The organism is Thermococcus atlanticus (assembly GCF_054657855.1).
In genome coordinates, this window is record NZ_BAAHXX010000001.1 from 377,595 (window position 1) to 389,551 (window position 11,957).

The 11,957-nt window shown below is 49.8% G+C and carries 16 protein-coding genes; 13 read left to right on the top strand and 3 right to left on the bottom strand.

Annotated features, from left to right (window positions below):
• Nucleotides 1-23 precede the first annotated feature (23 nt).
• From ACYQ27_RS02035 to ACYQ27_RS02090, 12 genes are all read left to right on the top strand, one after another.
• Nucleotides 24-1,043 (top strand): ABC transporter permease, encoded by a 1,020-nt coding sequence (locus ACYQ27_RS02035; protein ID WP_460040913.1) that lies wholly within the window; start codon nt 24-26, stop codon nt 1,041-1,043.
• 112 nt (nt 1,044-1,155) lie between these two features.
• A complete protein-coding gene (nikC, locus tag ACYQ27_RS02040; protein WP_456396852.1) occupies nt 1,156-2,010 on the top strand; it encodes a nickel transporter permease in 855 nt (284 codons plus the stop codon).
• Between the two features lie 64 nt (nt 2,011-2,074).
• Entirely contained in the window at nt 2,075-3,046 is a 972-nt protein-coding gene (locus tag ACYQ27_RS02045) for an ABC transporter ATP-binding protein (RefSeq protein ID WP_456453751.1), read from the top strand.
• Nucleotides 3,024-3,998, top strand: a complete 975-nt coding sequence (locus ACYQ27_RS02050) for an ABC transporter ATP-binding protein (RefSeq protein WP_460040914.1) — start codon at nt 3,024-3,026, stop codon at nt 3,996-3,998. Before ACYQ27_RS02045 ends, ACYQ27_RS02050 begins: the two co-directional genes overlap by 23 nt.
• Entirely contained in the window at nt 3,995-4,681 is a 687-nt protein-coding gene (locus ACYQ27_RS02055; protein WP_456396849.1) for an aspartate/glutamate racemase family protein, read from the top strand. The genes ACYQ27_RS02050 and ACYQ27_RS02055 overlap by 4 nt, the downstream gene beginning before the upstream one ends.
• A 4-nt stretch (nt 4,682-4,685) precedes the next feature.
• Nucleotides 4,686-5,786: an S-methyl thiohydantoin desulfurase family protein gene (locus ACYQ27_RS02060; RefSeq protein WP_460040915.1), complete on the top strand. Its 1,101-nt coding sequence runs from the start codon at nt 4,686-4,688 to the stop codon at nt 5,784-5,786.
• Nucleotides 5,787-5,813: 27 nt separating this feature from the next.
• Nucleotides 5,814-6,476, top strand: a complete 663-nt coding sequence (locus tag ACYQ27_RS02065) for an aspartate/glutamate racemase family protein (protein WP_460040916.1) — start codon at nt 5,814-5,816, stop codon at nt 6,474-6,476.
• Nucleotides 6,469-7,500, top strand: coding sequence for an aminopeptidase (locus ACYQ27_RS02070; protein WP_460040917.1), 1,032 nt, complete (start codon nt 6,469-6,471; stop codon nt 7,498-7,500). Before ACYQ27_RS02065 ends, ACYQ27_RS02070 begins: the two co-directional genes overlap by 8 nt.
• A gap of 18 nt (nt 7,501-7,518) precedes the next feature.
• The gene (locus tag ACYQ27_RS02075) at nt 7,519-8,046 is read left to right on the top strand and encodes a nitroreductase family protein (RefSeq protein ID WP_456453746.1); all 528 of its coding nucleotides are present in this window, start codon (nt 7,519-7,521) and stop codon (nt 8,044-8,046) included.
• Nucleotides 8,015-8,317, top strand: coding sequence for a DUF6092 family protein (locus ACYQ27_RS02080; protein WP_456453745.1), 303 nt, complete (start codon nt 8,015-8,017; stop codon nt 8,315-8,317). The genes ACYQ27_RS02075 and ACYQ27_RS02080 overlap by 32 nt, the downstream gene beginning before the upstream one ends.
• A gap of 38 nt (nt 8,318-8,355) precedes the next feature.
• Complete coding sequence (locus tag ACYQ27_RS02085; RefSeq protein ID WP_460040918.1) at nt 8,356-8,895, top strand: Lrp/AsnC family transcriptional regulator; 540 nt, start codon at nt 8,356-8,358, stop codon at nt 8,893-8,895.
• A gap of 144 nt (nt 8,896-9,039) precedes the next feature.
• Complete coding sequence (locus tag ACYQ27_RS02090; RefSeq protein WP_460040919.1) at nt 9,040-9,891, top strand: universal stress protein; 852 nt, start codon at nt 9,040-9,042, stop codon at nt 9,889-9,891.
• A gap of 182 nt (nt 9,892-10,073) precedes the next feature.
• Here ACYQ27_RS02090 and ACYQ27_RS02095 read toward each other — a convergent pair whose 3' ends face one another.
• Nucleotides 10,074-10,658 (bottom strand): endonuclease dU, encoded by a 585-nt coding sequence (locus ACYQ27_RS02095; RefSeq protein ID WP_456396839.1) that lies wholly within the window; start codon nt 10,656-10,658, stop codon nt 10,074-10,076.
• On the bottom strand, nt 10,655-10,960 hold the full coding sequence (gene cutA / locus ACYQ27_RS02100; protein ID WP_456396863.1) for a divalent-cation tolerance protein CutA: 306 nt from the start codon (nt 10,958-10,960) through the stop codon (nt 10,655-10,657). Before cutA ends, ACYQ27_RS02095 begins: the two co-directional genes overlap by 4 nt.
• A gap of 81 nt (nt 10,961-11,041) precedes the next feature.
• On the opposite strand from cutA, the gene ACYQ27_RS02105 reads away from it, so the two are divergent.
• On the top strand, nt 11,042-11,317 hold the full coding sequence (locus ACYQ27_RS02105; protein WP_456396838.1) for an acylphosphatase: 276 nt from the start codon (nt 11,042-11,044) through the stop codon (nt 11,315-11,317).
• Between the two features lie 2 nt (nt 11,318-11,319).
• On the opposite strand, the gene ACYQ27_RS02110 is transcribed toward ACYQ27_RS02105, so the two are convergent.
• Nucleotides 11,320-11,907, bottom strand: a complete 588-nt coding sequence (locus ACYQ27_RS02110; RefSeq protein ID WP_456396837.1) for a regulator of amino acid metabolism, contains ACT domain protein — start codon at nt 11,905-11,907, stop codon at nt 11,320-11,322.
• Between the last annotated feature and the right edge of the window lie 50 nt (nt 11,908-11,957).

Below are 11,957 nucleotides of genomic sequence, written 5' to 3' on the forward strand. Positions count from 1 at the left end.
TTATTTTGCATGGAGGGACAGCCATGAAGTTCAGGGAATATGTCATTTACAGACTCGTGCTGGCGGTTTTTGTTATTGTGGGCGTTGTTACGGTTGTGTTTTTTATATCCCGTGTGATCCCCTCTAACCCTGCTGCCCTCTGGGTTGGTGCTCATCCAACCCCCGAGGCAATTGAAAAAGCCAGGGAACAGCTTCACCTGAATGACCCCATTCTGAAGCAGTTCGGATACTATCTCTGGTCGCTCATCCATGGGGATTTGGGGGTTTCAATAAGAACCCACAATCCGGTTGCCCAGGACCTCAAATCAGCTTTCACGGCAACCTTTGAGCTCATACTGGCGGCTGAATTCCTGGCTGTAATCGTGGGAATACCCCTGGGAGTTTATTCTGCTGTTAAAAAGGATTCATGGCTGGATAATCTGAGCAGGATATTTGCGATAAGCGGTGTCTCCCTGCCGGCCTTCTGGTTTGGAATAGTTCTCCAGCTCATTTTCTTCAAACACCTCGGCCTCCTCCCCCTGGCCGGCAGGGTGGGCACCGTGGTGATGCTTGAGCATCCTCTCCATGTCATAACAGGCTTCTACCTGCTTGATTCGCTGATAACGGGCAACTTTCCCGTGTTTGTGGATGCGCTGAAGCATTTGATTCTCCCTGCGGTAACCCTCGCCATGTATCCTGTGGGGCTCATAACGAGGCAGGTTAGATCAATGATGATAGAGGTGCTCAATGAGAATTACATAAGAACAGCATGGGCGTACGGATTGCCCCCGAAGAAGATATACTTTAAATATGCCCTGAAGAATGCCATAGCGCCCGCTTTAATCACGGTAGGACTTTCATTCGCATACACGCTGATCGGGGCATTTCTCGTTGAGCTGATATTCAACTGGCCAGGCCTTGGGAGGTATGCGGCATATGCGATAATGAGCATGGATTATCCGGCGGTTCTCGGTGTTACCATAATTGCAGCAACTGCATACGTCTTCATCAATCTGATTGTCGACCTGATTCAGGTTCGTCTTGATCCGAGAATAAAGCTGTGAGGGAGAAAAATGGAAATTGAGAAAATGAAGAAAGGGGAAACGGTTGAAATTCCGCTTATAAGCAAGCCCTTCATGGCGTTTTGATTCCAAAATAAGTCTGTGAGGGAGAAAAATGAGAAAGGAGGAAACGATTAAAATCCTGCTCAGGAACAAGCTCTCAATAGTGGGACTCTCAGTAATAGTGGCTCTAATCATCATAGCAATCTTCGCACCGATTTTGGCTCCATATCCTGATCAGGCGCTCGGAGAGCCCAATTTGAAGGAACGCCTGCAGCCGCCCAGCAGACTGCATCCCTTTGGAACAGACCATCTTGGAAGGGACATACTGAGCAGGGTGATTTACGGGGCAAGGACATCGTTGATAGTGGGATTCTCCGTTGTCCTCCTCGCCCTGCTTATAGGCGTCCCCCTCGGATTGATTGCCGGCTACTTCGGGGGCAAAGTCGACCTGATTATAATGAGGATAACTGATATCTTCCTCGCGTTCCCTCCCCTCCTCCTAGCCCTTCTCATTGCCACAACCCTCGGCAGGGGGATGCTCAACGCCATACTGGCCCTTGCGATAAGCTGGTGGCCCTGGTACACCCGGCTGGCAAGGGGGATGGCAATTTCCGTGAAAGAGAGACCCTATGTTGAGGCCTCAAAGGCCATGGGAATATCGGACTGGAAGATTATGATAAGGCACGTCCTTCCGAACTCCCTCTCCCCCCTAATTGTTCAGGCCACAATGGATATGGGCTCAGCAATTCTGGAGGCAGCGGCATTGAGCTTTCTAGGCCTTGGTGTGCAGCCACCGACGCCAGATTGGGGGCTTATGGTTAGCGAAGGAAAGGATTACTTCCTCAACTACTGGTGGTATCCCGTATTCCCGGGTCTGGCAATCTTCATTACAGTCATGGCCTTCAACCTGCTCGGGGATGCCGTTAGGGAGGTCATAGACCCCAGACTGAGGAGGAGATTGCTATGAGAAGATTCCTCTGCCTCTACGTCAACCTCAAAATATGGACTCTCAAACTGAGGAGGAGATCGCCATGAAAAAGCTCCTCGAAATAGATAATCTTTACATCAACTTCAAAACCCTCTGGGGTGTCGCAAAAGTTCTAAACGGCGTTAGTTTTGATATAAGGGAAGGGGAGATTTTCGGTCTCGTTGGGGAAACCGGATGCGGGAAGAGCGTAACTGCGCTGAGCATTTTAAGGCTGCTGCCCCCAAATGCCGAGATTTCAGGCAGAATACTCTTTAAAGGGGAGAACCTGCTTGAAAAGCCGGAGGATGAGATGAGGAGAATAAGGGGGAAGGAGATTTCGATAATCTTTCAGGATCCAATGACATCCCTGAATCCCCTGTTTAAGGTTAGGGATCAGATGCTTGACATTATAGAGCTCCACGAGGGGCTCAGCAGGGAAGAAGCGGAAAAACATGTCGAGAAACTGCTGAAAGCTGTCGGACTTTCTGATCCCGAGAGAATCCTGAATTCCTATCCTCACGAGCTTAGCGGGGGAATGAGGCAGAGGATTATGATAGCGATGGCACTCTCCTCAAACCCTTCCCTACTCATAGCCGACGAGCCCACAACTGCCCTTGATGTAACGATTCAGAAGCAAATTCTTGAGCTGATACTTGACCTGAGAAGCAGGTATAACTTCTCGGTGCTGCTGATAACCCATGATCTCGGGGTTGTGGCAGAGGTGTGCGACAGAGTGGGTGTGATGTATGCCGGGAATATAGTGGAGGTTGCACCCACGGAGGAGCTTTTTGAAAATCCCCTCCATCCATACACCCAGGGTTTGCTTTCTGTGGTGCCTGATCCAAGGATAAAGAAGCCTCTTAAGCCCCTGAAGGGCAGCGTCCCAAGCTTGCTCAATCCACCCGGCGGATGCAGATTCCACCCGAGATGCATCTATGCAAAGGACATCTGCGAGGAAATAAAACCGGAGCTCCATGAATACTCTCCGGGGCATTTCGTGGCCTGCCACCTCTATGGGGGTGAGAGCGGTGATTAGAGTGGAGCATCTCAAGAAATACTTTCCAATAACACATGGGTTCATAAGGAAAAAGACCGTCTGGCTGAAGGCTGTGGATGATGTCTCATTTGAAATCAAGGATGGAGAAACTTTCGGCCTTGTGGGGGAGAGCGGAAGCGGAAAATCCACAACAGGCAGAACGATCCTGAGGCTTTACGAGCCCACTGGAGGTAGGGTTTATTTCAATGACATAGAGGTAACCGCATTATCAAAGCAGGAGCTTAAAGAGCTCAGGCCGAAAATGCAGATAATATATCAGGATCCGTACTCCTCCCTGAATCCAAGGCTAACAATTTTCGATATCATTGCGGAGCCGCTGAGGGAATACGGGCATGAAAACGTTGAAGATACCGTTCTCGGGCTTTTGGAAGCCGTGGGGCTCAGCGAGGAGCACGCAAAGAAGTATCCCGATGAGATAAGCGGCGGGCAGTGTCAGAGGGTTGCGATAGCGAGGGCTTTAGCTTTAAATCCCGAATTCCTCGTTCTGGATGAGCCCACATCCGCTTTAGATGTTTCAGTTCAGGCGCAGGTTTTGAATCTCCTTGAGAGACTCCAGAAGGAAAGAAACCTGACGTATCTATTTATTTCTCATGATCTGGGTGTTGTCAGGTATCTGGCGGATAGGGTTGGTGTCATGTACCTCGGTAAGCTTGTTGAGATAGGAACGATAGAGCAGGTTTTCGACAATCCAGCCCATCCCTACACGAGAATGCTGCTGAGCTCCATTCCTGTGCCTGATCCAAAAGCTAGGGCTGCCAGAAGGGAGAAGGTTATTGGGGAGATTCCAAGTCCCTTGAATCCCCCGAGCGGCTGCAGGTTCCACACGAGATGTCCCTATGCAAGGGAACTCTGCAGGAAGGAGGAGCCCGGGATGATTGAAATCGAGAAGGGACATTTTGTCAGATGTCACTTTGTGGGTGAGCTGCAATGATAGTTGTTCTGGATCCGATAAAGGACGAAGGCGGGATTTTTGAGAGGGAGGTCAGGGAATATCTCTCGGCACACTACCCCGGTGATGCCTTTGAGGTTCTGACCCTTGAGAAGGGGCCGGCATCGATAGGGAACTTCACCCAGAAAACGCTTGCATGCTCCGGTGTTCTGGAGTTCGTGGATAGGCTTAAAGATGCCTCTGCAGTCGTGATAAACTGCTTTGCTGATCCATGTCTGTTTGAGCTCCGGGAGAATCTCGATGTTCCTGTTTTCGGAGCAGGGGAGACAACGATGCACATAGCTTCAATGCTGGGCGAATTCTCCGTGATCGGGCCGGGGGATAATTTAATCTCATGGACACGGATACAGGCAAGGGAATACGGCGTTTTTGATAAACTGGTCTCTGTCAGGAGGATAGAACTCCCGGTTGAGGAGGTACTCAAAAACAACAGGACACTGTATGAGGAAACCCGGAATGCATGCATCAAGGCAATCGAGGATGGTGCTGATGTCCTCGTTTTGGGATGCACCGGATTTGCAAACATCGCGGAAAAGCTCGGAAGGGAAATCTGGGATAAATTCAAAATTCCGGTCCTTGAGCCCCTTTTGACCACGTATGGTGTTGCACGCTCTTTATATCCAATTCTGAAACACGGGAAAAAAGGTTTGTTCTCTGGGAGGTGAAAAAATGGAGATGGGAATAAAAGTGAAAGTGCTCGGTGAACAGGATTTGAGGGATATTCTGGAGGGATGCACGGTTCTCGGAACCGGGGGCGGCGGAAGCCCTGAAGAGGGCTGGAAGATGGTGGCTAAGGAGCTGAAGGCAGGAAGGGAATTCAAGCTAGCAAAGCTTGAAGAAATTCCGGATGAAGGAATTGTCCCCATGCCGTACTTCGTTGGCTCGCTGGCCGGTGAAAAGGTCAGATCCATCTATGAAGAAGGTGAAGCAGCCCGCTCCTACAGGCTTCTTGAGGAGTTCATGGGAAAGGAATTTGCGGGTGTTATCTCAACCGAGCTTGGAGGGGCGAATACAGCGGCAGCCCTGGCAACGGCAGCGAGGCTTGGAAAGCCCATAGTGGATGGCGATCCTGCAGGAAGGTCAGTTCCGGAGCTTCAGCATACCACCTATTACATCGTGGGTGTTGAAATGGCACCTTTCTCCGTGGTTACCCCTCACGGGGACGAAATGGTGGTTGCAAGGGTTAAAGATGACTTCCAGGCGGAGAAAATTGTCAGAGCTGTTGCAGCCTCGCTTAAAACGAATGTTGGAGTTACCTCTCATCCGGTGACCGGCAGGAATCTCAGGGGTTCAGTTGTTAGAGATGCCATCTCCCATGCTCTTTCGCTTGGAAGAGCGTTGAGAACCGCAAGGGAAGAAGGCAGAGACCCTATAAAATCGCTGCTCGAAGCTGGAAACGGGTTTTTACTCTTTAAGGGCATCGTCACGAAAGCCAGCTGGCGGGAGGAAAACGGCTTCACGGTGGGGGAGTTTGAGCTTGAGGGATATGATGAGTTCAGGGAAGAAACATACCGGGTCTGGTACAAGAATGAAAACCTGATATCATGGAGGAATGGGGAGGTAGATGTCACGATACCTGATTTGATATCCGTGCTAACGCCCGAGGGATATCCGGTTACAAACCCGAACGTAAAGGAGGGGAAGGAGTACGTTATCGTTGGATTTCCAGCGCCAGAACTCTGGAGAACCCCGAAGGGACTTGAGATTTTCGGACCGAAGTATCTTGGACTTGAGAGGGAATACATACCAATTGAGAGGAGACGCCTCTGATTCTTTACTTTATGCGGGGTGCTAACCGTGAGGATACTGGTTATAAATCCTGTGGGAACTGATAGATGGAATGAATCCGACAGAAAAATATACGAACGCTTTGCATCCGAGCACACTGCTATCGATGTTGTGTGCCTTGAGGAGGGGCCGGAATCAATAGAAAACCGAATTGCGGGGACGGAGGTTCTGCCGCTCATAGTTAAAAAGGCGCTGGAGCTCCATTCAAAGTATGATGGAATCATCGTGAACTGCTGTCTTGATCCCGCTGTGGATGTGATCCGATCGGCCGTTGAAACGCCCGCAGTTGGGCCATGTCAGGCCTCTCTGGCTCTTGCCTCGGTCATCGGGAGGAAAATCGGCATAGTAACCGTATCAAAAACTGCCCCGCCGCTTTTTGAGGAGCTCGTGCTGAAGTACAGGATGGAGGAGCGTGTGGTCAGTATAAAGGGGATAGACCTCTCAGTTCCCGAAATCGATGCTAACAGAGCGAGGACGATGGCACTTCTCAGGGAGGAAATCAGCAATGCCATAAATGATGGTGCCGATGTCATTGTTCTGGGATGCACGGGGCTGGCCGGCTTTGCTGAGGAGCTTCAGAAATTCTTCAGCGTGCCCATTCTTGATCCCGTTGCATGTGCCGTTAAAATCATGGAGGATGTCGTGGAAATGAGGGGTGGGTGCCATGAATGAGCTCTCCATAGAGGTTCAGGAGGGGGCATATGCCCTGGTCAGGGATGTAATGAAGGTGAAACAGGGGGAGAGTGTTGTTATAACCGCCGATACCGGAAGCGACTGGCAGGTCGTTGAGGCGACGGCTAAAGCGGCAAAGCTCCTCGGGGCGAAGCCCCTCGTCCTGTGGTATTCAATGCCTCCTCACGTTGGAAAGGCTGCAGACCCGTATCTGCCTTTGAAACCTCTGGAGGCGGCTTTAAAAAATGCTGATGTGTGGATTGAGTTTAACAGGAGCTGGCTCCTCTACTCGACACCGTGGGATAACGTGATGGCAGAGGGCAGGGTCAGGTATATCTGTCTGGTCGGGATGACGGGTGAAATGATGGTGAGGAACATTGGAAGGATCAATATTCCAGCGCTTCTCGAATTCCAGAGAACCCTCGCGGAGATAACGAAAAACACCAGGAAGATGGAGATTACGAGTCCGGCTGGGATGAAAATTGAGTTTGAGAACGATCCCGAAAGGCCTGTCTTTACGGAGGGGGATGTAAGCGGGCCGGGAGATTACATGCTCTTTGGTCAGGTTGACTGGGCACCGATCGAGGAAACCATCAACGGGACAATAGTCTTTGACGGCTCTGTCTGGCCGCCAATTGGACTGCTCAAGGAGCCTATTTTCCTCAGAGTTGAGGCAGGGAAGGTAACCGGTATCGAAGGGGGATGGGAGGCAAAGGTCTTCGAAAAATGGCTCAGAAGCTTCAATGATCCAAACATGTTTAACATTGCCCACCTCTCCTATGGCTGCAATCCGGGAGCAAAGCTCACTGGCAACATCCTGGAGGATGAGAGGGTGTGGGGTGCCGTTGAATGGGGTCTGGGCAATCAGGCGGCGAGCTTTAAGGGGAAGTTTGGAGCTGCAAAAAGCCACACGGATGGCATATGTCTCGCTCCCACTGTGAAGGGAGATGGGAGGCATATCATAAAGAACGGAGAGTATGTGCATCCCAGACTCAGGGGTATTCAGAAAAAGCTTCTCAAGTAACGTCTGGAGGATTGCGTTATGGATCTGATGACCGCCATTAAGGGTCGCAGGGCAGTTAGGAGGTTCCGGGCGGAGCCTGTCCCTTTGGATTATTTGAGGAGGATTCTTGAGGCCGGAATCTGGGCGCCGAGCGGTAGTAACATTCAGCCCTGGGAGTTTATCCTGATCACTGATAAAGAGAATATTGAGAGGATTAAGCTGGTTTCCCCGGGATTGTTCGGTAATCCGCCGGCATTAATAATACTGTGCATTGATCAAAAGCGGGCTGAGAAGGGTGGAAAGTTGGGCGAGAGTACAGCATTGATGGATGTTTCGATGGCGGCTCAGAATATGATGCTCCTCGCTTACTCTCTCGGCATAGGCTCGTGTCCTGTGGTGTCTTTCAATAAAACGGCTCTTAAGGAACTGTTAGGTATTCCTGAGCATGTGGAGCCTGTCCTGATGCTGAGTTTTGGCTACCCGGAATTCTGGCCTAAATCGCCGAAGCGGCGATCATTACGGGAGGTGGTTCATGTTGAGGAGTACGGGAAGCATTTTGAGGGATAAGCATTTCCAGCTTTTGGCCTTCCTGATAACGAGTGCCAGAGGCTGTGTTGATGAGCCGAAGCTTTACGGGCCGTTGAGACTGCTTGATGCCGCTTCACGTTTAATCGACATCATGGAGGATGAAGGCAGGAGCAGTGAGGAGATATCCAGGCTCAAAGAACTGATAGATGAGAACATCGACGTTCTCATGTATGATGAGGAAGAATTCATCAGACTCCTGGATGAACTAACAAAAGAGCTGGCAAAAATTATCAAGAATCAAAAAACTTAAGACAGCTTTTCTGCCATTTTTTATCAGGGTGATACGCAGTGGTGAACAAAAAGGAAAATAGGTGGGAATGGAGCAAGGAGGACATAGCCTTCTGGAAGGAAATGAGCAAGGGGGAGCTGAGTGATCTGGATGTTAAGATTTTTCTAGCGCTCAGGGAAAACGGCAGACTTCCCGATACCGAGCTTGCCCGGATAACCGGGGTTTCCGTTCCCACCGCAAGAAGGCACAGGATAAGCCTTCAGGAAAAGGGATATGTGCAGATCATGGCGCTTTTTATATTTGAGGAGTTTGGACTGGCGTCCGCGGATGTAATCCTGAAGTTTAAAGAAGATGCATCAAAGGAGGAGATAGAGGAATTCATAAATGAGGCCATAGACAACAAGAAAATCTTCGAAATCGATGAATATATCGGGGAGTATGACATAGTCCTGAAGTTCTTTGATAAGGACTTTAAGGATCTCAAGAAGACCATAGATGACTTCCTTGAGGGCAGGAGCATAATCCAGAAGAAGCTGGTGCTGCCCGCAGTTTCGAGCCCGAAGCTCTTCACGAAGCGCATGAAATACAAGCACGTTTGAAATCCAGCCCGTCTTAACGGTATCCACGGTTATGTACTGTTGGGGTAGGCCAGATAATGGCTCTGCCGGATACTGCAGTTATCCTGTGGTTAAACAGACAAATCTAAATACTTCGGCACCGTATACACTAATGGTGAAGCTTGGATGTTTGAGAAGATTTTATTTCCGACGGATTTTTCCGAGGTGTCTCTCTATACCCTCAGGAAGTGCATCCCGGAGCTCTTTGAGATGGGTGCTAAAAAGCTTTACCTCCTCCACGTGGTTGACATCACGGCCACGGATATTCAGGCCATTGAGCTGGCGAAGATAGATGAGGAGGAGGTCAGAAAGCTTGCTGAGGAGCTCAGGGCGAAGGGCATAGACACTGAGCCCGTTGTTAAGCTTGGGATTCCCTCGATGGAGATTGAGGAGCTTGCCAGGGAGAAGGATATCGACCTTACAGTCATACCATCCAAGGGGGAGAACATATGGAGGCAGATGTTTCTGGGGAGCACGGCATCAAATCTTGCGAGAACGACAAAAAAACCCGTCCTTCTGGTGAAGTGTGATGTTGTGGAGGAGAACGGCAAGAGGAAAATACAGTTTTCAGTTCCTCCGGACAGAATATTTGAGAGGCCCCTCATAGCTCTCGACTTTTCAAAATGCTCGGATAACATAATAAAGGCGGTTAAAGAATTCGAGGAGCTTCCTGTGTCCGGGATTCTCCTTCATTCCATAGACTACGGGAGCGTGGATGAGCTTGAGGAGAACATAAAAAGGGCCAAAGATACCCTCGATAGATATTCCTCAATGCTCTCGTTTAATGTGGAGAAGGAAATCCTGACAGGATCAGCGTCTAAAGCCATTATAGGGGTTGGTCTGAGCAGGAACGCAACCCTCATCGTTATGGGAAAGAAGGGCAGAAATGTTCTGGCTGATTTGCTGCTTGGAAGCACTGCGGAGAGGGTTATCAGGGATTCAAAGCTGCCGGTTCTCTTGGTGCCGTGTGAACAGTGAGAAAAAGGACAACCTCAGACTGGAACGGCTTCCACATCAAGATTCGGTAGCTACCCTGTTGCCATCATCGGTTGTTTCCATCTCTAATTTTAATCTTGGCCTTAAAAAGATTCCTAACTCCTTGTCTCCTGCTCACTCGGCTGTTTTTATTTTCAGTTTCGGTCGGTTTGGCTCTAAAGTTTTCATTCCCTCCTGCTCTCCCCTGTCATAACCGCCGATGCTATCATATGGGCCAGCCTCAGGGGCTCCGGAATCAGCGAGGATTTCCGGGTGATCCTTATTACCTCAGCCGCCTGCTCCTTGGGGATATTAACCGCCTGATAGTAGAGCTTCCCCGGAATCATCTCAAATATTTCCCCTGCCCTGTTCAGCAGCTCAATCCTCTCACGCCAGTCAGAAAAATGCTTTTTTAAAGCTTTTTTCATAGCCTCCAGGTCGGGTTTTTTCCGGATGACCACTATAACAGGCAGCCCCGTTTCTTCGCTGAGCCTCTGCACGTCGACTATATTGAATCCCGCATAGGTTATGCCCTTCAGCATGATGACCCTCAGGTCTCCAAACCTTGATTCAGTTATTGAATCAATCATCGCATCGGTTGCATCCATGCCGTCAACAGTAATCCAGCGGGAGAGGACACCCACAACCTCCTGTGAGCCCTTCATGACAACCCCTATCAGGATTGTCCTCCCCCTGCCCTTGAACCTGAAGGTGCCGTCATCAAAGCCGATGACCCTGATCTGGTTTTTCACTTTCCTTATTTCCCTCATCTGAGAACCTCTAAGAGCCAGTTCAGGTATTCGGAATTCACGTTATCAACATCGAACCTGATTATCGCCGGCACCGTGTAGGGATGCAGCTCCTTCAGCCGCTCCCTCACAGCTTTCCAGAGCTCGACCTTGGTCTTCAGAAGGGCTCCAACTTCCTCGCCCTCCTCCAGCCTTCCCTCCCACCAGTAGAAGGCCCTGTGCTCCCTCAGATTGGCACAGGCAATCAGTTTTTCCTCAAGGAGTTTTTTCACGGCCTTTTCAGCACTTTCCCTGTCAGGGAATGTCGTGTATATCACTATCATCTCTCCCATTCCCCTCACCTGTAGACTCTCTCAAGGATAAGCTTAAATTCCTTGTGTTGCAAAAGTATAATGGGAGGGAACATGGAAATTGTAAGAGCTCACCTCATAATCCATGGGAGGGTTCAGGGAGTGGGCTTCAGATGGAGCATGCAGCGTGAAGCCAGAAAGCTCGGTGTAAATGGATGGGTGAGGAATCTGCCGAACGGAAAGGTGGAAGCAGTCATTGAAGGAGAAAAAGAAAGGGTGGAGGCTCTAATCGGCTGGGCGTATCAGGGGCCCCTCCTGGCCAGGGTCACCAGGGTCGAGGTGAGATGGGAAGAGCCAAAAGGGGAGAGGGGTTTCAGGGTAACCGGCTGAACTCATGCTTCCATTTTCTCAAGGAGGACTCTTTTTGGGCAGTATTTAACCTCGCAGTATGTGCATACATACCTCTCCTTATCCTTTTCGGGCGTGTGCAGTATCAGTTTTTTAAAGCCCGGCAGGTCTTTTATTTTAACGAATACCTCCACAGGGAGGGTGCCGTCTATGACGAGGTATGCCTTGCTCTCCTCCTGCCTCAGGTTCCTGCTGAATATCTCCATAACCGAAACGCCGTTGCTGTCCAGCAGGCTTAAAACCTCAGAAATCGCCCGTGTATAATGCTCCTTTTCGAGCTCAAGCTCCAGAACCTCCCATCCCATTATCGGGGCAACCTCTATAAGGCTCGGCAGGGGATTAAGCTTCTCAAATATGAGCTTGAGGGGATAGGTTCTCTCAATGTAATCGATGGTGTGGTATATTATCTTCCTGTTAACCCCGATGATTCTGGAAAGTTCGCTTATCGGAACCTCAACATTTCTCAGGTATATTTTACCCCTCCTGACACTCAATCCATTTTCAAATAGGAACTCGGCCACCTTCCTTCTGGCAGGATAGTTCTTGAAATAAGCTTCCAGTATAAGCATCATTTTTGGTCACCTCTTATACAGAACTGGGTAGAAATGGATATTTAAGCTTT

Coding starts and splice junctions, on each gene's coding strand:
- ACYQ27_RS02035 (WP_460040913.1), top strand. CDS start 24: ATGAAGTTCAGGGAATATGTCATTTACAGACTCGTGCTGGCGGTTTTT.
- nikC (WP_456396852.1), top strand. CDS start 1,156: ATGAGAAAGGAGGAAACGATTAAAATCCTGCTCAGGAACAAGCTCTCA.
- ACYQ27_RS02045 (WP_456453751.1), top strand. CDS start 2,075: ATGAAAAAGCTCCTCGAAATAGATAATCTTTACATCAACTTCAAAACC.
- ACYQ27_RS02050 (WP_460040914.1), top strand. CDS start 3,024: ATGGGGGTGAGAGCGGTGATTAGAGTGGAGCATCTCAAGAAATACTTT.
- ACYQ27_RS02055 (WP_456396849.1), top strand. CDS start 3,995: ATGATAGTTGTTCTGGATCCGATAAAGGACGAAGGCGGGATTTTTGAG.
- ACYQ27_RS02060 (WP_460040915.1), top strand. CDS start 4,686: ATGGAGATGGGAATAAAAGTGAAAGTGCTCGGTGAACAGGATTTGAGG.
- ACYQ27_RS02070 (WP_460040917.1), top strand. CDS start 6,469: ATGAATGAGCTCTCCATAGAGGTTCAGGAGGGGGCATATGCCCTGGTC.
- ACYQ27_RS02075 (WP_456453746.1), top strand. CDS start 7,519: ATGGATCTGATGACCGCCATTAAGGGTCGCAGGGCAGTTAGGAGGTTC.
- ACYQ27_RS02090 (WP_460040919.1), top strand. CDS start 9,040: ATGTTTGAGAAGATTTTATTTCCGACGGATTTTTCCGAGGTGTCTCTC.
- ACYQ27_RS02095 (WP_456396839.1), bottom strand. CDS start 10,658: ATGAGGGAAATAAGGAAAGTGAAAAACCAGATCAGGGTCATCGGCTTT.
- cutA (WP_456396863.1), bottom strand. CDS start 10,960: ATGATAGTGATATACACGACATTCCCTGACAGGGAAAGTGCTGAAAAG.
- ACYQ27_RS02105 (WP_456396838.1), top strand. CDS start 11,042: ATGGAAATTGTAAGAGCTCACCTCATAATCCATGGGAGGGTTCAGGGA.
- ACYQ27_RS02110 (WP_456396837.1), bottom strand. CDS start 11,907: ATGATGCTTATACTGGAAGCTTATTTCAAGAACTATCCTGCCAGAAGG.